Source organism: Amycolatopsis sp. NPDC000009, from assembly GCF_055563465.1.
The window spans coordinates 686,012-709,135 of sequence record NZ_JBVHDI010000003.1 but is presented as its reverse complement, the minus strand read 5'-3'; the positions used below and the strand labels follow the sequence as shown (position 1 = coordinate 709,135).

Below are 23,124 nucleotides of genomic sequence, written 5' to 3'. Positions count from 1 at the left end.
GGCGCGGCCCTCAGGGCCTTGACCTGGCGCGACACGGGCCCAACGTCCATCCATCGAACCCGTCCGTGGGGCATCATTGGGTAAGAGGCTGCGCCTCAACAAGCTACTGAGGAGCGGGCTACATGTCACGAGAAGCGACTGGGAAGGCCGAAGCAGTCAACCTCCATCCCGATGACCTCGTCGACGACCGGGAACTTACTGCTGTCGAGGATGACCGACTCTCCCACGAGGGGATGGTGGACCAACTTGCGGCTCTAGTGAACTCGGTCCGCACGCCCTCGAACATCGCACTCTATGGACCCTGGGGCTCGGGTAAGAGCGGTATCGCCAACCTGCTCCAATCTCGGATTGACCGCAAGAACGGTGTGCGATTCGTTCGCTTCGACGCGTTCAAGTACGCCGACGTTCCTCTCCGCCGCAACTTCATCAGCGCCGTCGCCAAGGGCCTGGGCCGCAATGACAGCAAGTACCACGCCGACCTCTACAGCGGGCGTACGAAGACAGATATTAGTGTTCCCCCGGCGACCGTCGGGAAACTGCTTTGGGTCTTCACGCTCCTCATGGGCGGTCTGACGCTTATCTTAGGTGTCATCGTCGCGGTCGTCGCCGGGCTTCAGCAGGAAGACTTCTGGCCGTCGTTTCGTTCCCTGTCAAAGCAAGCCGTTCTTGCGGGCCTTCTTCCTGCAACCCTGCTTGCAGCCTTAATCGCCTTGGCAAGCAAAACTTTCAGCGTTGACCGTAGCCTCGCCAAGCCGGAGAGCGACGAACAGTTCGAACAACTCTTTCGTGACCTCGTCTCCGACACAGGCGCGAAACGCCTGGTTGTGTTCGTTGACGAGCTTGATCGATGCTCGGCTACCGAGGTTGTCGCGACCTTGGACACGGTACGCACGTTCCTGGGCATCGAGCGATGCGTCTTTATCATCGCGGCGGACCAGAATGTCCTCGAGGAAGCACTCACGCGGGCCGCGAAGCAGGAGACGCCCGCCAACGATGCGAATCCCTACTACAGTACCGGCAGTGCCTACCTCGACAAGGTATTCCAGTACCAAGTCAGTCTTCCGCCGCTGTTGACTCAGAGTGTCAGCAACTACGCGAACACGCTTGTCGGCAGTCGTGGCGGAGTCTGGGGCGAGATCAAAACCGAGTACGTACTCTCTGTGCTGATCCCGACCCATGTGGCCAGCCCCCGGCGCGTCAAGCACCTACTAAACACGTTCGCACTTACTTATCGCCTCGCGGAGGAGCGGCATCGGAGCGGCCTGCTGTCGGAGAATCCACGCGATAGCGCGGCTGCGATCGCGCGACTTGTCTGTCTGCGCGTCGAGTTCCCTCTATTCGCTCGGCACCTGGAAGTGGATCCGAAACTGCCAAGCCTGGTGCTCCAACTTGTACGAGACGAGGGGACCAAGTTCCCGTCCAGCGTCTCAGACCGGGTGCAGGAGCTAGCACGTGCCTACGCGCTCGACGGTGCTGCTCCTGCCACGGTCCTGGCCTCTGGTGAAGAAGCCAACGAAGAGACAGATGCCCAGCAGACGACTTCGACTGCTCGGGCTCACAATAGGCAGCTGCTCAACTACCTGAGCCGCACAAGGCAGATTGTTGGGCCGTCGCGAAACCTGATCTACATGCAGAGCAGCGGGACCGTCTTCGGGCTCGACGGTGAACTCGCGCTCGCACTCGAACAAGCGGCAGAGGACGGGGACATCCAGACCCTTCAGCGTCGGGTCGCCGGGCTGAGCGAAACGGAGCACGAAGGCGTCCTCCAACTTCTTTCTCAGCAGATTCGGACTGGCAGCGGGCTTGCTGGGCCGAACACTGCCCGCTCGTTCCTTCTGTTAAACGAAGCAATACCTGACCTTCGTATCGATAACGTGGTCGATGCCGTTGTCGAGGCTATCTGTGTACTACACGACGACGCCGCTGGCGTTCTCGACCAGGACACGATAGTCAGCGCGTGGGCGCTCGCCAAAGCTGGATCCGAGGCTGGTGCGGCTGCCCTGCGCAGCCGCGTGGTCGCGGTTGCCGTCGCACCCGATTCGAAGATGTCGACGGACTTCCTGATCGCTGACGCACTGGTTGCCCTACGTGCTGCGCCTACGGAAATGACGGCTTACCTCTCGTCGTCGCTGGTCTCCGAGGTTGGAACCAGCAGGCTGAGCGCCATTTTCTCGGCTCCAGACGATAACGTGGTGCAGTTGCTGGCAGCCCTTCGCGCCCCCGTCGCCGAGCGGGCTAACGCTGCCATCAAAGCTCACGATGCCTGGACCGAGGCCCAGAAGGAAACCACCTCCACCGCAGCGGCTGCAACCGCTACATCCAAAGCATCTGCCTCGGAGTCGGAAGGTAGGCCCTACGACCCGAGGGCTCTGCTCGCTTCGCTTGCAGAAGAAGCCGGTCCACGCGAGACGCCAGTGCAGCACGAGACACTACGCCTCTTGCTCGAGATCGACGTTCAAGAGGCACGGGACGCCGCGGAGAATCTCATCCGCCGGAGCGAACCCGCTGCAGAGCCAGAACTCGTAACAGCAATGCTCCGCGCCACCCATCGCCGGAAGGCCGCTCGTTGGCCCGCCTGGTTGGAAGGAGTAGCCCAACACGCGATCCATACTCTCCACGCTGCGTTGCTCGACCGTCTGGTACTCAAGTTGTGGTCGCTGCAGCCGCCATTATCGGAGACGAATGCCGCCATTGAGGCGATCACTCCGCTGGTTGATGCTCTTCCAACGGATCGCCGGCCGAGCCTCACCTCAAAAGTCCTCGAGAAACTTCAGCCTCTCGTCTCTGACGCCGACGAAGCATCCGCACGCCAACTGCTCCTTGCACACACGGAGCTGTTCGCCACCCGCGGGTTCGTTGATGACTCGCTCGTTGCCGAGGCTGTTATTTCCACGCTCCGAGAAACGCTCGCTCAATCGCTGAGCCCGGTGAACCACGACCATGCTATGTACCAGTACGTCGCCGTAAATGGAGCCACGGCTCTAGCCGCCCGGGCTGGATCGATCAATGATGAGGTACTGAATGGCATCCTCAGCGAAGCGGCGAGCAGTCCGTGGCTGGACGACCTTGGCCATGCCGAACTTCCACTCATACTCGCCACGGGCACTGGACGCTCGGCAACAGCATTGAAAGGGCTTCCGACCGCTCAGGCCGTTGCCAACATTGTGGACAACTACGCAGATCAGGCTTCCGACGCCGCAACACGGTGGGCTAGCCTAAGCAGGCCCGATGCCGATGATCTTGCGCTAGTCCTCGACCGACTGTTGTCCAAGGGCGTGGTATCGACTGAGTTCGCCGACGCGGCACTGCAAACTCAACTGACCTGGACGCCCGCCCAACGGCGTGCCTTTTTGGACCGCTACCTTGCACAACCCGACTCCGAAGTTCCCGCCGATCTCACTCTACGGACGATTGGCCTCGCGGCCGCTGACGACGGCGAGGTTGCCAGCCTTCTCTGTGACCGTTTCTCGCGAACAACGAACAACAGCCAACGCCAAGCTGTCGTAGAGCTGTGGGTAAAGGCAGACGTTCACGATATGGCGGCACGGAAGAGGCTTCTCGAGACAGTCGTCTACGGCCTCATCGATCTCCATACTGAGAATGGCCGGAACGCCAGCGCTGTAGACCTTGCCCTTACCGCCCTTGACAGCCTCGGCGACCCCTTGCCCCACGGCGTGAAGGGAGCACTTGGGCAGCGGCTCAAGGCGGCTGTCGATGGCAACAAGACTCTCGAAGACAAGGCGCTGCGAGTGCTCCCTCGCCTCGGTTACTCCACGTCCAAGGGGTTCTTCAGAACGAGGCGAGTGGACTACACCAAGACGTAGCTCCAGTAGTCTGAAATTGATTTCGGTGCGCTTGATTCCTGTCTTGTCGCTAGCTGGAATCGGACTCACAAAATTGCTTTTGTCGGCGATCAAGCCTTAGGCAAGGGGGTGCGGTTCTTCAGTGAGAGTTGCCAGTGCAGCGGCAACTTCGTTAATGCTGGCGCGGACGTAGGTTGTGGTGGTTCCGGCATCGCTGCCATGGTCGTTGTGTCCGGCGTAGGCGCGAGCCACGGCATAGCCGAAGTTGCGCTCGACCCAGGTCAGGGTCGTGTGTCGCAGCCAGTGGGTGGAGATTTGCTGGGTCGCTACCCAGGGCAGGTGCTTGCCCAGCCGGGTCCAGAGGTGGTCATAGCGGCGGCTGGTGATCGGCTGGCCGTTGCGGTACCGCAGCAGTTGTCCGGTGCGTGGCGCGTGACGGTCGTGTACGTGCTGTTGCAGGTGAGCCATCAAGGTCGGTGAGACCGGTTGCCAACGCACCGTCTCGCCTTTTTCGCGGAGGAAGATCAGGCACTGGGCTGGATCGAGATCCTGCGGCCGTAGGGCGAGCGCCCCTCCGCGGCGGCACGCTGTTTCGGTATGCAGCCGCAGCAGGAGGGTGTCGAGGGCCGGGTCGTTGCCGGTGGTGGCAGCGGTGTGGTTGATCTCGGCCAGCCGCTCGCCTGCGACCGCGCGGCGCGTCGACGGGAGGCGTGACGGTTTGGCGACCTTGCGGGCTGGGTTATTGGCCGGGTCGATGAGTTCGTCGTCTTCGGCGTGCTTGTACAGGCAGCGCAGGGCGGCGATCAGGTGCTCGCCCGCGCTGCGCCCACCGCGGGCATTGCGGCGGGCGACAACGTTGGTCTTGATGTGCTCGACGAGTTGTTTGATCTGCGACGGCGTCGGCTCGTCCAAGCGGCGATGCCCCCAGTGTTCGAGGATCCGGTTCCAATACGAGGTGTACACGCGGCGGGTGCCGTCAGAAACGGCGTCCGACACGACGGGGATGTATTCGGCGAAGGTCGGCAGCAGCGGCCGGGTGACCGGCTCGCTGATGAGGTCTTCGGCGGTGACGCCCATCCGGGCCAGCAGCAGCCTGGCGGCGTCGAGATCGGCGGCCCGGTCCGCCGACGCGCCCTGGTGATGTTCCGTGGTCATGCGGGATCACCGCCCAGCAGCGTTGCGTGGCAGTCGGCGAGCAGCAGGTCGAGCACCGTCGGTGGGTGCACCAGAAGCAGGTCGCGTTCGGGGTAGGCGGCCAGCAGCACGCGATCGCCAGGGCCCAGTTCGCAGCAGTGCCGTACGTGCGCGGGAAGGCGAAGATGCCCCTGGCTGGTCATGCCGAACACCCCGCAGGGGTCGGTGCCGATCACCAGCGTTCCGTCGGTGACGCTGATGGCCAGCGGTGTGCCCGCTACCCAGCCCAGCGCGGCGAACATCGTGCGGTCGGCTACCCGCCCTCGGCAGTCCACGGCCGCCATTCCGTACACCGCGGTCTCGGTGCGCGGCGTGGGGACGATGGGTAACGGCAGCGGCCGGTTCGACGCGGCCATCGAGGAACGCCCGCCCCGGGCAGGCGTGGGCGGGAAAGCGACCGGGTCAATCACAGCGCCGGTCATGCCCACCACCGCCGTAGGCATGACGGGGCCCGGCATAATGCCAGTTCAGGGTGTTGGAGTGCGTTGAAGCACCTGTACGTTATACGTAGCACTGATGCCACGAAAGTGTGTCCGAGGGGGGAGCTGCTCACTATCCACACGGCTCTGGCTAACGTGACGTTCAGTTTGTGCCGAACTGACCGCAAGGTTTCGGAGGTCTACGTGGCAGACGAGGCTGTCGCCGAGCTGAATCACAGGATCAGACAGGTTGAGGCGGGCGACACTGCCCCGATAACACAGACGCAAGCCGTTGACCTGATGGTGTCGAAGATTTACGGCAGCGGTTCCTTGTCGGATGGACTTTCTCTTGAACTGTCAAGTTCGCCGGAGGACTTCACTGGTGCCGAGCGAAGGCCATGTCGGCGGGTGAGGGAAGCGCGGAGATTGTCCATGCGGCCAAGATGATGATGCGATCGTCTGACGGTCTCATCAGTCTGGAGTTTGACAAGCACTACTTCGCTTTTCTTGCCACTGAATTCCTGGCAACCGCGCATTCGAGCGGGGACGAGTCGCTCCGACAGCACGCAGTCGGTTTCGCGTCGGACGTGCTGGACGTGCTCTACGACGTGCATCCGATGGTCCCAGCGATCCTCATGAACATGGTCGAGCTGTATAAGGCGAGGTTCAGTGCGCTCGATCGCGAGTCCGATCTCGACCAAGCCGTGGACCACATGCGGTCGTCGTTGACGATTCGGCTGAGATAGCCGAACTCCGGTCGGACTCGCAGTGCGTGCCGAGCAGCTCTGTTGCTTCTCAGCGATTCGGCCACGCCCTCAGAGCGCTGTCGGTCGACTGCGGCTCCACGCGAGCGATGATCGACCGGAAGGTCACCTTTCACCGAGCCGAGGAGTTGGCGAAACACCTCTCCGAGACGAAGGTCGGGAATCTTTGTCGTAGAGACGATCATGAAGTGGTTCGATGTCTCGGCGAGCGCGGCGACTAAGGGGTCCTAACAGATTGAGTGGGCTTTGAGTCTGCGCCAGCAGATGATGGCGCAGCCGAGGGTGAGGAAGGCTTCGTGGATGTCGTCGCGGATCTCCCATCGGATGCGTAGACGCCGGAACCAGTGCAGTAAGGCGAAGGCGCCCTCGACGACCCAGCGGTGAACGCCGAGGCCGGAGCCGTGCTCTTGGCCTCGGCGGGCGATGAGAGGTGTGATTCCCGCGGCGCGGACAAGACGGCGGTATTTGTCGTGGTCGTAGGCGCGGTCGGCGTAGAGCCGTTGTGGCCGCCGCCGCGGTGGCCCGGGCCGCCCCCGCACCGGCGGGATCGCGTGGATCAAGGGCATCAGCTGGGTGACGTCGTGCCGGTTCCCGCCGGTCAGAGTCGCCGCCAGGGGATCCCGGTGCCGTCGGTGATCACATGGTGTTTCGACCCGGTACGGGCTCGATCGACCGGGCTGGGGCCGGTTTTCGGCCCCCTTTTAACGCCCGCACATGCGATCCGTCCACCGCCGCACGCGACCAATCCAGCTGGCCCGCCCCATTCAGCTCCGCCAGCAACAGCTCATGCAGCCGCTGCCACACCCCGGCCTCGGTCCAGTCCCGCAACCGACGCCAGCACGTCATACCCGACCCATAGCCCAGCTCCTGCGGCAGGAACTCCCACGGGATCGCCGTATAGAGCACGAACATGATCCCGCACAACGCCTTACGATCATCCAACCGCTTACGCCCCGGATGCCGAAACCGACGCTCCACCCGCGGCAACAACGGCTCAATCCGCTCCCACAAACCGTCATCGACCTCCCACGGACGCCGCTGCCCCACCAGCCCACCCCTCACAGACGATCACCGAGACACAGCATCAAACCACACCCACGATCATTCTGTTACGACCCCTAAGAGCGTGTCTTACGTGGTGTTCGGTTGCCCGTAAGCGATGATCTTGGCTGTGGTGGATCGGTTGTCGCTGCGGCTGGTGCCGGATGAGCTCTGGGAATTGGCGGAGCCGTTGATTCCGGCGTTCGAGCCGCGCCCGCAGGGCGGTGGTACGGCGCCGCTGGACGCCCGCGCGGTGTTCACGGCGATTGTGTATGCGCTGAGCAGCGGGTGTGCTTGGCGGGATTTGCCGCCTTCGTTCGGGGTACCGTTCCAGACCGCGCACCGCCGCTTCGGCCAGTGGACCGAAGCTGGTCTGTGGCGGCGGTTGCACCACGCGGTTCTGGACGAACTCGGCGGCCGTGACCTGATCGACTGGTCGCGCGCGATCGTCGACGGAGCAAGCGTGCGCGCGAAAAAAGGGGATCCATGACCGGACCCAGCCCGGTGGACCGCGGCAAACCCGGCTCGAAAATCCATGCCCTGTCCGACCGCGACGGCCTCCCGCTGACCGTCGCGATCTCCGCGGCCCACACCCACGACAGCTGCGCGCTCAAACCACTGGGCATGGCGGTGCCGGCGATCAGATCCCGGCGCGGCCCGCGGCGGCGCAAGCCCGCCAAGCTGCACGCCGACAAGGCCTACGACCAACCCGACCTCCGAGCCTGGATCGCTCGCCGCGGCATCAAGGTCCGCATCGCCCGCAGAGGAATCGAATCCACCGGCAAGCTCGGCAAACACCGCTGGGTCATCGAGCGGACCATGGCCTGGTTCACCGGATACCGCCGCCTGACCCTGCGCTACGAACGCAAAGCCGAACACTTCCTCGCCTTCCTCCTCCTCGCCGCAGCACTCACCTGCCACAAGAAACTCCGCAAACACGCCACATGAGACACGCTCTAAGTGGCACGGTTCCCCTGAGTCAGCCGTGGCATCACGAATTGGCAGCGAATCAGGGGCGACTTCGATTCAGAGTTTCCTAACTCGCGTTGGAATTACTGCGCTGCACAGGGCTGGGCTTCCCTGCTGGGTCGCGGGGGAACAAAGCTTTGTTACTTACGGCCGCGATCACCACTGGATCGGAGTAAGCGTGGCAAGAGCTGTCGTGGGTTGATTGCTGGTCGTGGATAACGGGTCACAGGGAGTGTTCTGGCTGGCTGGTGTTCCCGGCGAGCGCAGTGTAACAAACAAAAAGTCTTGATCGATCAGTTGGCCATGCCGCCGTTTTCGCGCAATCAGACTGGCTCACCGGCTTCGACGAGGCTGCTGCACGACGCTGTGATCGTTGTGCCGGGAATCATGGGTAGCGCGCTCGAAGACGCGAATACCGGTGAGACGCTGTGGGGTGTGGGAGAGCTGTTCAAGTACAGCATCCGCATGCATTCTGATCGGCTGCGCAGACTCGCGGTCAGCGAGGAGGAGCGTGCTGGGCAGCTCACCAGGGTGAAGGCGACTAAGCTGTTGAACGTCGCGGACTGGCTACCGGGACTCGGCGGAATGCAACCCTACGGCCAGGTCGTTCGGCGCTTAAGCCGCAACGCGTTGCACAAGGACGCGGTGGCAGTGTTTCCCTACGATTGGCGGCTCTCTGTCGCACACAACGGTGCCCTGCTGCGCCTAGCGGCACTCGCTCATCTGAACGCATGGCGAAACCATCCTGCCCATCGTGCGTATCGCACGAGCAATCCGGAATCCGTGCCCGCGCGACTCCTGTTTATCGCCCACTCGATGGGAGGGCTTCTCGTGCAGGAACTTCTGCGATTCGAGGACGTGCGCGATGACATTCGCGCGGTGCTGACGGCGGGAACACCCTTCCAGGGGTCGGTGAAGGCCGCGGTGATGCTGAACTCCGGCGTTGGCGCACCTGTGCCGATCGACCCGGACCTGCTCAGGGAGGTCGCACCGACCATGCCTGGGTTGTACGACCTTCTGCCTTCCTACCGTTCGTTGGACGACGGCACTGACATGCGAGCGCCGGGACACCAGGACTTCGTCGCGCTGGGCGGCGAAGCAGAGCTGGCACGGGCTTCGCTCGACTGGAGGCAACAGCAGCGCCACCTCGGGTTCCTACCGGAGCACAGCATGGTGGTGGGGTACGGGCATCGGACGTTGCAGAGCTATCGCATGACGGAGTCCGGTGCGGTCGGGCAGGAGTACATGTACGTGCGCGATGGAGGTCGCGTTCTGAAAGATTCCGGAGGCGCGCCCAGACGGGAAGACCGTCGAGGAGACGGGACCGTCTACCAGTTCGCTGCGTACGGCTCTCATTCGGGAGTCAAGCCCATCGAAATCCGCCAAGACCACAGCGCACTCATTCGAAGCAGTACCGTGGTCGAACTCGCGGTGGGCATGCTGCGCGGACTGAGCCACCCCGACCAGCTTCCAGACATGCTTGGAGAAGGAGAAATCGGGCTGGAGGTACCCGAGTGGTCTCCAGCAGGAGACGCGTTCACCGTCACAGTGAGCGGCTGGGATGGCGTAGCGTTGCCCACGTGCGTGCTCAGGGAAGTCGGGAGCGGAGCCGAGCACTATCCGCCACTGCTGCCCGGCGACGGCACGGCAACAGCGCGGATCGTGCTGCATGCGCCAGGGCTCTACGAGGTCGAGGTGACGGGTGGCAAGGAGCCCGTCTACCGGCTGATCCTGGTTGTGGAGCGGTGAAGCGCGGATGTCAGCTGACACTTTCAATGTCCACGCCCTTCCGGTCGGACCGGTTGAGGACTTCGCTCACGCCGAAACTCTCGATGAGGCCAAGCTGACAGGGGCCGCGCTCGCCCGGATGGGCGGCGTGCAGGTCACACCCGACGGTGGGCCGGAGCTGATCGAATCACTCTCCGGTGCGGACGCCGCAATGGCGCGGTGGTCCACCAAACAGGACGGTGCGGATCGTTCTTCCGCCTTGCTCTGGTTCGGCCACGGCCAAAGCAGGACCGTTGGCGCTGTGTTGCACGTGCCGCGCACTGGGCCGGCGCCGGGCAATGCCTACGTGACGCCGGCGATGCTCGCGCACCACGTCCACGAGGAGCAGCGACGCCGGCAGCACAACAGCGACGACCTATGGACGATCGTCATGATCGAAGCGTGTAACGGCAGAAGTTTCGTCGGTGATGTCGCCAACCTGTTCCAAGGGACCCACAAGCCTTCCGGGCATGCGCTGCTCCTCGTCGGTTCCGGCGAAACCAGCGGACCGGGATATCTGGGCAAGTTCCGCCAGGCACTCGAGGACTACCTGGCGTCTCTGAGCCACCACGACCAGGTCTTCACGATGCGGGACATCGTCGACCTCGTGTGCGGTGATAGGGAAGTCTTCTTCGCGCAGATCCTCGGTGTCGACCCTGGTACTGAGTTCCGGCTGGTGCTCGCCGACGAGCTCCGGGACGCGGGGGCGATGACCGTCGCCGATCGGCAGCGGTTGAAGGCGGGAGGCGTGCCCCGGCCGATGCCGGTGGGCCAGATCGCCGCCGGAGCCAACCACCTGGAAACAACCACCCGGTTCACGGGCAGGGCCGCGGACCTCCAGCGGATCGCCGGCTGGGCCAGGAGCTCGGACAGCGCGCCCGTGCTGATCGTGACGGGTGCGGCAGGCGCGGGTAAATCGGCGTTGCTCGCCGAGGCAGTCAGTCGTGCTCCTGATAGCCATCCTTCGAGGACTGTGGTGGTTCTGGCGCTGACGGGAAGTACGCCGGACGACGTCATGCGACGGCTGGCGTCCGCTCTGGGCCTGCGGGACGGGGACACCACGTCCGTCGAGGCTGTTCGTGCCGCTCTCGCCCACAACCCACGGGAGGGGCATTGGCTGATCGTCGCCGACGCACTGGACGAGGCGAGGGACCCGGTTCAGGTGGCGTCGATGCTTCGAGACCTGGCCGAAGTGACTGGCGTCAAGTTGCTGGTGGGAACCAGAGCGACGGCAGCGGGCGCCGTGTCTGGGACCGATCTGCTCGAGGTGCTCGGGTCGCGAACCGGACACGCCGAAGTGTGGATGGTGGGCCCGGATGTGGTCGGCGCACGCGAGTACACTGAGAACCACGTGCGCCGGCTGGCGGAGCGGCATCTGGCTCCCGGCGAAGCCTTGTCCGCGATCGTGCGCAAGGTCGCCGACCGCGTCGAATGGCACCTACGCAGCGGGAAGTGGCAGTTCCTCCAAGCGACCCTGGTGGTCCAGGCGATCGAGGAGAGAACGACCATCCTCCTCGAGGACGAGTCTCTGAGCGACCTGCTGGAGAGCAACACCAGCGGCCTCTTCGGCGCGGCGGTCGCACGCATCACTGCGGAGATGCCCAAGGCCAAAGCCTTCTTGCAGGCCCTTACGTACGGACACGGTCGCGGCTTGCCCAGAGCGGAGGGAGTCTGGGTGAAGGCCGCGGCGGGTCTAGCAGGTGAGTACGGGGTTGACGACGGCGACCTCGCGTTGTTCCTCCATCGTGCGGCGGGGTACATCATGGTCGATGGCGAGTACCGCAGGAGTGTGTACCGCTTGGCACACCGCAGCTTCACCGACCTGCTCCTGGAATCAGGTGATCAGGAGCAGGATCGTTTCGGCGTGTTCGCCGCCCTGCTCGACCTCGCTGCCCGCCAGGCTCGGTTGGGGGAACGGCTGAGTCCGCATCTGCGGTCACGGCTCGCGGAGTATGCCTCGGACTGCGGGGCCAAGGGATGGGCGGCCCTAGCCGCGCATACCGTGGTGCTGGACGCGCTGCCTATGCCGTCGTTGAGCGCATTGGCGCTCAGCCCGAGGCCTAGCTCCGAGGCTGCCGAGATCGACCTGCCCATCGAGGTGCTGGGCACGGTCGCCTCCGCCCATCTTATCGAGTCGTCCCAGCGGGACGATCGTCCTGGTCTCCGCCAACTCGGAGGGCTACGGGCCACCGGTCGTCTTCACGAAGCCGGTGCGAACGCGGCGTGGCGGGTCTGCTGGGGTCGGCTGCGTCGCACGCCTCCCCATCTGCAACTCGAAGGTGTCGACGGCGCGGTCTCCGCGGTCGCGGCGAACCAGTCCGCCCGATGGCTGGTGACCGGCTCGCTCGACGGCACCGTGCTGGTGTGGGAACCATGGCGACGACACTGCCCGACCAAGGTGCTGAGGGACATCACCAGTGCGGTCGTCGCCATCGCAGCATGGGGCAACACCGATGACGACGTACCTGCTCTTCTCGCGGTCGCCCACGAAGACCGGAAGATCCAGTTGTGGGACGTCGGGGACGAAGGAGCAGAACCACGGACCTACACATCCAGTGAGTTGGTCAGGGCGGTCGCGGTAGTGCAGGACGAGCCCACGCGGTTCGTGGTCGTGGGTGAGGGCGGATACGTCGCTCTGCTCGACGAAGCGGGGATCGCGCCCCAGCGGGACGAACCGGCTTCGAGCGCTGAGGTCGTCGCGGTGGTGCCGATCTCGGGACGGGACGGCGAGCGGCTTTTCGTGACAGCACAGAGGGCTGGCCACATCGGACTGTGGAGTGCGGACGGGGCGAGCCCTGTCCTGCTTTCCGTCACGGAGTTCTCCGGTCTGCTGTCTGGAATGGCCGCGGCCACGACACCGGCGGGAACGGTCCTGGTCACGACTGCCGTGAATGGAGCCGCCGGGTACTGGAAGCTCGACGACGACAGAATCATTCCGGACGTCGAGAGCGAGCAGCGGAACGACCTGCCGCGAAATCTGGAAGGACAGACCCTGCTCGTTTTCGTGGACGCAGGAATGACGTTGCCGATCTTCGGCCGGACTAATGGAGACTTGCTGATGACATCCGGCGACGGATGTCTCGCCGCCGTGTCCATGGGCAAGAGAGCGATCCGGGGAATGACAGTCCTGCGTGGGCCCAACGTTGGCCCTGTCGTCGCGGTGACGGTCGAGCGTGACCGGCGGGTGCACTTCTGGGATCCCGCGGTTTCCCTCGGGTCCATAGGCGAAGCCGGCCCCTACCCGGTTGCCGAGCACATGGGTCTCCACGTCGGTGCGAACGGCGATGAAGCACTCGTGATTGTGGAGAAGAGTGCAGGTAGGCCCACGACGACGGTGCTCGATGCCATCAGTGGTGAGGAGTGGGCCCTGGCGGCGGAGGTAGAGGTGGAGACAAGGTCTTACGCCGACGTGAACACGATCGTCGAAAACGCGGAGGTGGATCTCGGCCGGCGTGTGACGGCGCAGGTACCTCTGATCTTGGACGAGGAACGGGTGAGAGTGGCCGCGACAGCGGACAGAAATGGCAGCGTCGTTCTGTGGCGGTGCATCGCCCCGGAGCGGTGGGAGCAATTCCGAGTAATCGAGCTGGGATCGCCATGCAGAGGAATGTTGGCACTGAGAGATCTGCGACTGGCCGTGTCCACTGATGACGGTGTGCTCGTGCTGGACGTGAGCTACGCGTGCTCATCAGAGATCGGAGACCGATGATGGACGACGACCAGGAATTGCGGGATCTTCTCGACGACCTCTTCCTCGGCCCGAACTCGAAGTACGGCGAGTACGCGTTGTTGTTCGAACCCGAAGTCGTGATTCCGAACAGGTTGGTGAACCTTACGCTGCGGGGCCGGCAGAACATCGCCGAGGTGCGGACTGTGACGCTCTTCCTCGGACTCGAACAGGCAGGCGGGGAGCTGTGGGAACACGAGGTGCGCAGTCTGCTGCGGCTGCAGGTTCTTGGGCATCCCGCGCTTCCGCAGATCGAGGAGGGAAAGTTCGATCGCAGTAGGGGCGTCGCGTTCGTGATGACAAGGTTCGAGGGGTATCCGTTCGCCCGTGACTGGGAAGACTTGGTGACCAAGTGGGCGCGTGCTCAACCGGTGGTTGCGTTCGAACAGTTCAGTCTTCTGGTGGACGCGCTGTGCCAGCTGCACGGGACCAGAATCATGCACCGGAACCTCTCTCTCGGCGCAATCCGCGTGAAGAACGTCGAGGGCAGGCCAGACAGGACGACGTTTTCGCTGGCACGGTTCGAAGTCGGCGCACTGATCAACAACCTGCTGCACGCGGTCTTCGGTGAAGAGGGGAGACAGGAATACGACGAGGTCGTGAAAGCCCTGTACCTGAAGCCTCCCTACCATCTGGCCCCGGCGCACCACCTCGCCTATCTGCCACCGGAGCGACACGCCCCCATTTTTCACGAGGTCGGGTTCCGGCAGCTCGACTACGGAAGCACGGATGTTTTCGGCTTGGGCGTGCTCGGATGGGAGCTCTTCGTCGGCCCTTTGCCTCGCGTGCTCGAGAACGAGTGCCGAGCGGTCGAATCGGCTGCGCCGGACCAGCAACCTTCGGCGTTGTCCGATCTCCACAGAGCGATGCGCCGGATGCTCGCCAACGATCAGAAGATGCCGCGATCGCTGCGTGCGACCCTGCTGACGATGCTCGATCCCGCACCGGCCGACCGCGCTACCTCCTTCGAGGCATCCGGTGAGTTGCAGCGGCATTGGACCGACATCTGCACCGCGTTGACGACGGAGACCGCCGACAGCGAGACGAAACTCATCGCTTTCATGCCGGAACGCTCGATCGACACCTTGTACAAGGTCCGCGGCTGGATCGACCATTCACCGGACACTCCCGAGGGCTGCGCCGAACTCCACACCTTCCTGCAGAACGAGTTGCGGAACGCGGAGCTAGTCCTCTCGCACGGTGGAGCGTTCGGCCTGGTGAAGGCGACGAACCCGAACGAGGCTAGCCAGCGCGATGCGCGATGGGTGCTGATCGGTGAACAGGCTGTGTGGTTCTGCGATTTCCACTACACGCCGTCCAGTTCGGGATGGCGCAGGGAAACGCACCACGACACGTTGGTGATCAAGTACTTGACTGACAAGCGGCACGCTCCGGAGATCCTCACCATTCGCCCTCGGCGACGCATCGGACGGGTGGATCTCATCCCGTTCAGAGAGGGCGACCCCATCGACGACCATCGTGCCGGCCGTCCGTCCTGGAAACCATTGACAGACGCCGTGACGACAGACCAGGCACAGGAGGACGGTGACGTGGAGGCGCTGATGCGCCAAGCCAGATTCACGTTGCAGTACCGCGGCCTGATGCACAAAGCCCGCCAGTACCCCTTCTACCGGAGAGAAGGCAAAGATGGCGCAGTCGTGCTCGTCCACGATAAGGAGAAGGATCGGGCACGGCAGCACGGCGACGCGCTTTTCGCCGCCTACGTGTCGGTCGATGGCGGACGGCTCAGACCCTCCCTGGGCGCGTTCGCCGAACAGTTGCTGGACGAGTCCCGTGCTCCCCTGCTGATGATCGGGGCCGACCGGGCCTCTCCCTACTTCGGCGGGGACGCCTATGAGGTCACCCTTATCGAGCGACTCGACGACAACGCGATCGTGGTCAAGCCGAAGCGCGGGGGGCTGATGACGCAGGCGAGGGGGTGGCTGAGGGTCGAGAGCGACGTCGGAACGGACGTTCAGCTGCGCCGGGAGAGTGCGGGTGTCGATTCCCTCCGGCAACGGAGAGGTCTCGCCAAGGTTCTGAAGTCACCGCGATCGATCGAGTTGCAGCACAAACGTGACCCAGTGGTCAAGATCCCGCTCCCGCCGAACACCAGGAAGCTCGTGGGTAAGGCGGACGAAATCATCGGTGAGATGCTCCGGCTGCACCCCTTCTACGCGTTGCAAGGACCACCGGGAACCGGAAAGAGCACCGTTGTCTCACGGGCGTTGCACAAGTACCTGACGACCGAGCACGGTGCCAGGGTGCTGGTGAGCGCCCAGTCGAACGATGCGCTGAACCAGTTAGCGGCCAAGGTGGTGGCGCTGCTCCGGCCCGCTGTCGAGAACCAGTCGGTGCTGGTACTGCGCGAGCTCGCGAGGAGCAAGGATGAGGACGACCTGCCCGACGGTCTGAGATGGATGACCGCAGAGCGCCAGGCGCGGGCTTTGGTCGAGCGCGCACGGAAGCGAGTGGAGAACGGCTGCGCGGAAGCGACCACCGAGGAAGAGGCGAATCTCATGAGTCGATGGGCCGGTGTCGCGGAGAAGACGTTGCTGGAGCTGACCGAACGGGTGCGTGCGAGCGCCGATGTCGTGTTCGCGACGTGCTCGATCGCGGGAGCGCTGACCGACGACTTCCGTGACTCCGTTGGCATCTTCGACTGGGTGATCGTGGAGGAAGCGGCGAAGGCCTGGCCGACCGAGATCATCATCCCGCTCGTGCGAGGGGTACGCTGGACGCTTGTCGGAGATCATCGGCAACTTGGTCCGCACCGGTCGCAGGACATGTACGCGTTCCTGGAGAAGCTGTCGACTTACGAACACGAGCAGGTCTCGCTGCACTACGAGGCACGCGATGGCTATGAGGAGTTCGTCCGCCTCTTCGAAGGGTTCTTCACGAAGAAGGGCGAAACCGCGGCCGGCGGGAACCTGCTGCCCGTCAACTCGCTCGACACGCAGTTCCGGATGCACCCGGACATGGCGGAGCCGTTCGCCCGGGCCTTCTACGACGGAATCGAGTCCGGTCCCGGGCTGCGGGACGATCGGGCTCACGGCCTGACTACCCCGCGGTATCTCGAAGGCGCGCCGCTCGTGTGGCTGGATACGTCACGTTACGAGGGCTGCGAGGACGAGGGCATGTGGCACAACCCCGGAGAGGTCGTGTTGATCAAGACATTGGTCGACCACCTGAACCTCGGCGACGACCGTGACCCGGACAGACTCGTTGTTCTGACGCCGTACCGTCAGCAGGTCGATAAACTCGGGCAGAGCATTCTCGGGGACAGAGTGCACACGGTGCACTCGTTTCAAGGCGGTGAGTCGAATATCGGCATCATCTCGCTCGTGCGGAGCACGGTACGAGGTAGTGACGTCCGGCAGAACGTGGGCCACACAGCCAGTCCGGAAGTGATCAACGTGATGCTGTCACGAGCGAAGACGCTCATGGTCGTGGTGGGCAATCTGGCTCACTTCGAGCGCTACGGCGGTCCCGACTGGGCCACCGTGATCACCACTTTCCGCGAAGTGGGACGGATCGTCGACGCCGCCACCGGGGAGGTCGTCGAATGACCAGATCGGTGCTGATATCCGTCCCGTGCCGCCTTATCACCCTGAACGTGGAACTAGGCGAGGCGGACGGCGCTTCCACGTTGGAAGGGCTGGTCCTGCGAGCAGTGGCCGAAGGGCGGTCAACGGTTGGGGACCTGTCCCAACTGTTCTCACTGCCCAACAGGCTCATGCTCGACGTGGTGCACGGCTTATGGAGCCGCGGCCTGCTGGCGGTCGACTTCTCGAAGAATGTGCTCGAGGCGACGTCCACCGGACTGGCCGCGTGCGGCGGAGGCGAGGACGAGTCTCTGGTGGCCAAGGTGGAGAAGGCGAAGTTCCTCTTCGACCCAGTGACCGAAACGATCATGCCCCACCGGCCGGGGATGGAGAAAGCTCAGTTCGGTTCGCTCGAAATGCCGGTGTCCCGAGGCGTCGACGCCAGCGACATCCCGCCGAACTCGTTGCTCAGAGCGGTGAGAGAGGCCGTGCGCGTCGAACGCGGCCGAGGCCTGCGACGGCAGGTACTGAAGGTCTCGTTCGCGAATCCCTTGCTGAGCCCGCCGGAAGCTGTCCAGTGGAAGTCGGTCGAGGTGCTGCTCGGGCGAGACCAGCTGACCAGCCAGCTGACTTTGACCCTGGTCAAACCCCCGTCGGGATGGAACACGCGCGCAACGCAGCGATTCCAGTCCAGGGTCAGGGAACTGGTGCGGGACAGGCCCGACAGCCGGTTCGTCCGCGGTTTGCTGGACCAGGAGGCTCCTGCTGTCGCCCCGCCCGCCGACCTCCGCGAGCAGATGGTCGAACTGGCGAAGCTCGCTGACGATGTGAGCGCGGTCGAGCTGGATCGACTCGAAGACAGGCACAAAGAGCTGCACGCCATCGTCATCGACGTGCTCAACCATGTCGAGGAGGCGGAACGTTCGAGATGCTCGGTGGAGTGCGTGGCTCCAGGGCGTGGCGTCGACTGGGCCTTGACCTACCTGGTGGAGCAGGCCGAGCAGCAGATCGTGTTATCGGTGCCGCGGATTTCCCACTCCGTCCTGAACAAGAATCTGCCCCTGCTGGAGACAGCGGCAGAGGCCGGCAAGCGGCTTGTATTCCTCTGGGGAGACCACCCGTCCGCCGTGCTGGACGGGAAGGTCAGGATCGCGTTGCTGAATCTCAAGGCCAAGTTTCCACGGCAGATCCTGCTCGAGCAGAACAGCAGCCGCTGTACCACGTCGGTGGTCGTATGTGACGACAAGCAGATGTACGTCGGCTCCCGAAGCATCCTGTCGGAGGACGGCGGTGCCGGAGTACTGGTCAGTCCATGCGAAGGCTCCGTGAAAGCACCTGAATGCGTTCTGGGCGTGCTGAAATGGGCGAAAAACGCCTATCCCGACTGGGAGACGGCGCGCCGAATCGCGGTGTTGCCCGGCGATTTCGGTATACAGCAGACAGATCCGGACGAGGCAGAGCCACTGTTGTGGCGACGGTTGAGGCTGCCGGAGATGGAGAAAGGTTGGCGCGAGGATGCGGTCGCGTACCGCACCAAGTGGGCTGCCCTTTGGGGCCGGGTGCTAAGAGAGCTCTTGGCGGCCGTGGAAGACGTCTATCGAGGTACTCCTGTTGTGCGCGCGGTCGGGGGTGGCGACTACGTCGACCTCGTGCACCGTCTGATCGCGGGAAGCGCCGAGCGGCTCGCGATTATCGACGACAACGCGGAGAACGAGAACTGCGGTAAGGAGTTCGCGGAGGTACTTCAGGAGGCCATCAGCCGCAATGTGACCGTCCACTTGCAACACCCGCCCTTCCGCGACGGGCGACAGCCTGCCGGGAAGTACGGTGAGGTACTCGGCGCAGTCGTCGCCGCGCGGACGTTCCGCGGCACCCGAGGCAAAGCTCGAGCGGTGATTCGTGACCACGAACTCGTCGTCGGCGGCCATGGCGCGGTGGGCAACAAGTCGGCGCGCCCGACGCACGGACAACCCCTCGAGGAGATCGGGTTGCACGTCGTGAGCACCATGTTCACGGCGGAGTTCGGCGCGAACATGGGCATCCGGGACTGGTTCGGCCTCCAGGAGGGAGAGGAGGACGCGCCCTGCTTCCTCCCCCCGCTGCCGGCTTTGGCCGCGGCCAGAGTCGACGACGATCCGTGGACGGTGCTCGACGATCGGCGGGCCGCTGGGGCACCCGTGGAGAAGCTTCGTCGCGAAGCGGCGATCCTGCTGGCCGGGCAGTCTGATAGCGGGCAGCGGCGCGAGTACTGGAGTAGGTGGCTGCTGTTCGAGGCATGGGAACGGCGGGCGTTCGTGGAAGCGGGGTTGCTCGCGTCTGTGATCCGCGTTCCGGAACTGCCTGCCGCTCAGGCCGCCGCCGCGATTCCGCTCGAACACGGGCCGCTCGGCGAGAAGCTATACGATTTCGCGGTGGAGCTCGCTGAGGGGCCGCCCGCAGGACGTCTCACTCTTCTTCTCGGCGTCGTCGCGGAGATGCTCCTGCACGGCGCGGAGAGCGGGCTCGAGGTCTACGACCTCGTGGTCCTGGGAGACAGCCGCTATCGTGACGATTTCCCGCTCGCGTGGTGCCGCCTGGCGGAGGAGGCCGCGAACTGCTTCAGGGCCACCGGCGCCCCGCTGCCGCTCACAGACATCGACGAGTGGGCGCGGAAGCAAGCGTTCCACGCCGACGTCCGGCAGCGCAGAGAGGACCTCCGCGACGAGGTCGAGGCGTTCCAGAGAGGCGAGAACCACTTCAACTTCGGTTCCGGCCGGAAGCTGCACAGGCAGATGTTCATGCCGGACGAGGTCATGTCGCACGTGCTGAGCATCGCGCGGAACGAGATCGGCGAAGAAGAACAGGCGCGACTCGCGGCCACGTTGCCCAAGGAGGCCCGCGTCTACATGAACGAGTTGGCGTTGAGACAACTCAAGATCCAGCCGGTCGCTTGGAAGCATCACCTCACCTACGCCCGGAGAGTCGATCGCTACGTGAGTGAGGCACGCCAGTTGGCCCTCGTCGTCGACGACCATGAGGCCCATCCCGTGCTGGCTGCCGGTCAACGCGACTTCGCGCGCTTCCTCGAGTTGGAATGGCATCGGCTCGAATCCGAGGCCGGCGCGCTCGGCGAGCCGGTCGGTCATGCGACGAACGCTTTGTTGCGCCGATTCAGCTCGATGCCGGCGATTGGTAGGGAGATGCGATGACCGAGCTCGACCTGGATCTGCTCAGGACGTGGCCGGGCAGGCTGCGTTTTCCTGACCTGCTCGTCGCTCTGAACGACTTCGCGGACGCGCCGTCGCCGGACGCGGAAACGCTCGGCAGAGCTGTGCTCGGCGGGGCGGGAGGCATGTCCCCGCACGCGACGTTCGACGATCTACTGAACCGTGGTGAGTTCGCCGCGGCGGAGCATCTGCTGGGGCAGTGGCCCGATGTGGCCTGGAAGGTCTCGCCGGAGCTTGCCCTAAGGCTGGCGTCGGCGCGGGAGCAGAAGGCTGCGACGTTGCGCCAGTCCGTCAACGAGTTCGTGCGTCGCGCGGAGGCCGCAGGCTTGCCGTTTGACAAGCCGAACCTCACCGAGGTTCTGCAATACGCACGGTTTCGCGCGGTGGCGGCGGACCAGTTGCTGAAGCCCGCGTGGTGGCGCTTCGAGCAGCAGGTCGGGGAGGCGACGGAGGTCCTACGTGACCGGATCGCGGAACAGGCGCGTTCGGCCGGCGCCGACGCAGCGCAGTTCGCATCGAAGCAGTTGCTGGCACTTCTCGAGGCCGGGGAACTGGTTGCCGTCCGCGCCAGGCTGGATCGGGAACCGGTGGGCGCTCCGATCCCCGAAGCCGCTCTGGCGCTCCCACCCTGGACGGGGCGGTGGTCACCCGAGGAGATGCTCGGATACCACCTCAACTCAGGGAGGGGCCGCCCGCCGGAGCTCGACAGGTGGAAGCCGTCGGGGAAGGACGCACGGCAGGCGCTCGCCGCGTACCAGCAGCTTGGCACGCATCAGGCGGCGAAGGCAGCGGGCGAGTTCGCCAGGGCCCTCGACGCGTTCCTCGGGGTGGCTCACCCTCGGAGCACCGCCGTGCCGTCCGACGGTGGGTACATGGCCGTGCTGGAGGGAGTGTTCGCGGCCGACCACCTGTCACGCCTGCACCCGAACGGCAAGGTCGATCTGTACGTCGCCGGCCCCGGCACCACCGAGGTGCCGTCGTCGCTGCGGTCGATACAGCCGCACATAGCGGTGGGGCCTGATCTCACGCCAGACGGGTATACTGACCGTCACTCGACGGCGGTGCTCTCGCTGCAGGACCTGCTCAGGCTGTTGGTGCTGCCCAGTGATCGCGCGGCGGGCCTGTTGCGCCTGGTGGCTCCCCAGTGGCCGGTCGACGCCCTGATCGGGGACAGGGCGGAGGATCTCGATCGGATTCTCGGCGATGACGCCAGTTCCCGCTGGTTGACGCTTCGATGGATCGTGCACCTGTCGCTGCGGGGTACCGCTGCCGCCGCGTTCGAGATGGAGCAGTGCGCGGGTGCGGACGCCTCACTCCTGAGGGTCGCGTTGCGTTACTCACAAGACACGAGCCGGGACCTCTGGAACTCTAGAGATGCCTTGTGGCGCAACGAACTGGCGCTCCACGAGGCGTTGCGCGAAGTCCTCCTGGCGCGATGCGGCCCACCAGAAGCCAGAGCTGCGTGGTGGGCGGCGCTGGCCAGCTGTGACGACGACACGGGAACGGTGAATCGGGAGAAACTTCTCGAGTGCGTCGACATAGTCTCGGAAGACGGTGAGTCGCGGAAGAGCGTGGACGGCGGCGTCGACGTACTTCTGGCGAACGGACTGCTCAGCCGGCTGGAAGCGGGAGACGAACTCGTGGTGCCGCTCGCCGGTGCTGTGCGAGTGCTTCGCAGCGAGGCCGAGAGTAGGTTGATCCGCGCACTCGATCAGATGGCGGCCTATGCTGCGCAGGACGTTGCCGAGCCGACGCCGAGTGCGCTGACCGCGTGGCACCGCAACAGGTTTGCCATCATACCTTCCTACGCCGCATTTGCTGAAGCGGAGCGAGAGGCAGCGGAGCCGGAGAAACTGGCAGCCTTGGCTACCGCGATGCGGCAGGAACTCGCCGAGGATGAGTGGGCCGCCATACCCCCAGCATCCACCAGCGTTCCGGAAGTGCTCGCGGATCTGGTCGAGCAGTGGCGCGGCGAGTACCCGAACGTACACATCGACCTGCGTTGTCCCTCTGTGGTGCGAGTCGCTGTGCCGATCGCGGTGTTCCAGGCAGCGATGTACGAGGTGCTGGACAATGCTGCGGAGGCGATGCCCGGTGACGGCGGTTGGATCGTCATGATGATGGTGGTGATCAACACCCCTGAGGTCCTGGTCGAGGTGCGGGACAACGGCCCGGGGCTGGCTGCCTCGGTGAGTGGCCGCCGGATTTTCGGAAAGGGAGTGACCACCCGAGGAGTTGGGCGCGGTTTCGGCTTGTACAGGGCTCGCCAGCTGTTGCGGCGCTACTCGAACTCGGTGGTCGAGGCAGACATGGAGGTAACCGACACACCACATCCGACACTGCCGGGTGCCGCTGTGAGAGTGATATTGCCGGCAGAGGAGTCCTAGACGTGTGATCAACGGGGTCCGTTCAAGGCTGAGACGGAGTGTGGTGTGACTACCTGAGTTGTTCGGCCGCGGAAGACCGTCTGCGGCTGAACCAGATGATCACCCTGCTGATCGCTCGCGAGACGATCCGTTCGCCAAGATCCATCTGGGCTACGGTGGGCAGGAGGGGAGTGCTGGCGGGCCATAGTGTCTCCGACTTCGGACACGGGTGAGCGGCTCTACAGGGCAGTACGGCGACAAGTTTCGGTCGGTCAACAGTGTGCAGCGAAAGCTGTACGACTTGCAGACACGCCTACCCGAGT

General features: G+C 64.3%; 10 protein-coding genes and 1 pseudogene. 8 read left to right on the top strand and 3 right to left on the bottom strand.

The features are described 5' to 3' along the window. Window positions 1-122 precede the first annotated feature (122 nt). Entirely contained in the window at window positions 123-3,824 is a 3,702-nt protein-coding gene (locus ACZ3HL_RS13035; RefSeq protein ID WP_465530893.1) for a KAP family P-loop NTPase fold protein, read from the top strand. A gap of 96 nt (window positions 3,825-3,920) precedes the next feature. Here ACZ3HL_RS13035 and ACZ3HL_RS13030 read toward each other — a convergent pair whose 3' ends face one another. Together ACZ3HL_RS13030 and ACZ3HL_RS13025 are read right to left on the bottom strand one after the other, a co-directional pair. Beyond that, entirely contained in the window at window positions 3,921-4,958 is a 1,038-nt protein-coding gene (locus tag ACZ3HL_RS13030; protein WP_465530891.1) for a tyrosine-type recombinase/integrase, read from the bottom strand. After that, the gene (locus ACZ3HL_RS13025; protein ID WP_465530889.1) at window positions 4,955-5,419 is read right to left on the bottom strand and encodes an AbrB/MazE/SpoVT family DNA-binding domain-containing protein; all 465 of its coding nucleotides are present in this window, start codon (window positions 5,417-5,419) and stop codon (window positions 4,955-4,957) included. The genes ACZ3HL_RS13030 and ACZ3HL_RS13025 overlap by 4 nt, the downstream gene beginning before the upstream one ends. A gap of 395 nt (window positions 5,420-5,814) precedes the next feature. On the opposite strand from ACZ3HL_RS13025, the gene ACZ3HL_RS13020 reads away from it, so the two are divergent. Then, window positions 5,815-6,162, top strand: a complete 348-nt coding sequence (locus ACZ3HL_RS13020; RefSeq protein ID WP_465530887.1) for a hypothetical protein — start codon at window positions 5,815-5,817, stop codon at window positions 6,160-6,162. Between the two features lie 245 nt (window positions 6,163-6,407). On the opposite strand, the pseudogene ACZ3HL_RS13015 reads toward ACZ3HL_RS13020, so the two are convergent. Beyond that, a pseudogene (locus ACZ3HL_RS13015) lies at window positions 6,408-7,227 on the bottom strand (IS5 family transposase). 124 nt (window positions 7,228-7,351) lie between these two features. Between ACZ3HL_RS13015 and ACZ3HL_RS13010 the strand changes: the two are divergent. The 6 genes from ACZ3HL_RS13010 (at window position 7,352) to ACZ3HL_RS12985 (ending at window position 22,822) form a co-directional block, all read left to right on the top strand. Beyond that, a protein-coding gene (locus ACZ3HL_RS13010) for an IS5 family transposase (protein WP_465530885.1) occupies window positions 7,352-8,169 on the top strand; the annotation gives its coding sequence in 2 pieces (ribosomal slippage) (window positions 7,352-7,700 and window positions 7,700-8,169; 819 coding nt in all). Between the two features lie 306 nt (window positions 8,170-8,475). Next, on the top strand, window positions 8,476-9,939 hold the full coding sequence (locus ACZ3HL_RS13005) for a lipase/acyltransferase domain-containing protein (protein WP_465530883.1): 1,464 nt from the start codon (window positions 8,476-8,478) through the stop codon (window positions 9,937-9,939). 7 nt (window positions 9,940-9,946) lie between these two features. Then, the gene (locus ACZ3HL_RS13000; protein ID WP_465530882.1) at window positions 9,947-13,666 is read left to right on the top strand and encodes an AAA family ATPase; all 3,720 of its coding nucleotides are present in this window, start codon (window positions 9,947-9,949) and stop codon (window positions 13,664-13,666) included. Then, the gene (locus tag ACZ3HL_RS12995) at window positions 13,666-17,253 is read left to right on the top strand and encodes an AAA domain-containing protein (RefSeq protein ID WP_465530880.1); all 3,588 of its coding nucleotides are present in this window, start codon (window positions 13,666-13,668) and stop codon (window positions 17,251-17,253) included. The genes ACZ3HL_RS13000 and ACZ3HL_RS12995 overlap by 1 nt, the downstream gene beginning before the upstream one ends. Continuing rightward, a complete protein-coding gene (locus ACZ3HL_RS12990) occupies window positions 17,250-20,417 on the top strand; it encodes a phospholipase D-like domain-containing protein (protein WP_465530878.1) in 3,168 nt (1,055 codons plus the stop codon). Before ACZ3HL_RS12995 ends, ACZ3HL_RS12990 begins: the two co-directional genes overlap by 4 nt. Continuing rightward, the gene (locus ACZ3HL_RS12985) at window positions 20,414-22,822 is read left to right on the top strand and encodes an ATP-binding protein (protein ID WP_465530876.1); all 2,409 of its coding nucleotides are present in this window, start codon (window positions 20,414-20,416) and stop codon (window positions 22,820-22,822) included. The genes ACZ3HL_RS12990 and ACZ3HL_RS12985 overlap by 4 nt, the downstream gene beginning before the upstream one ends. The last annotated feature ends 302 nt before the right edge of the window (window positions 22,823-23,124 follow it).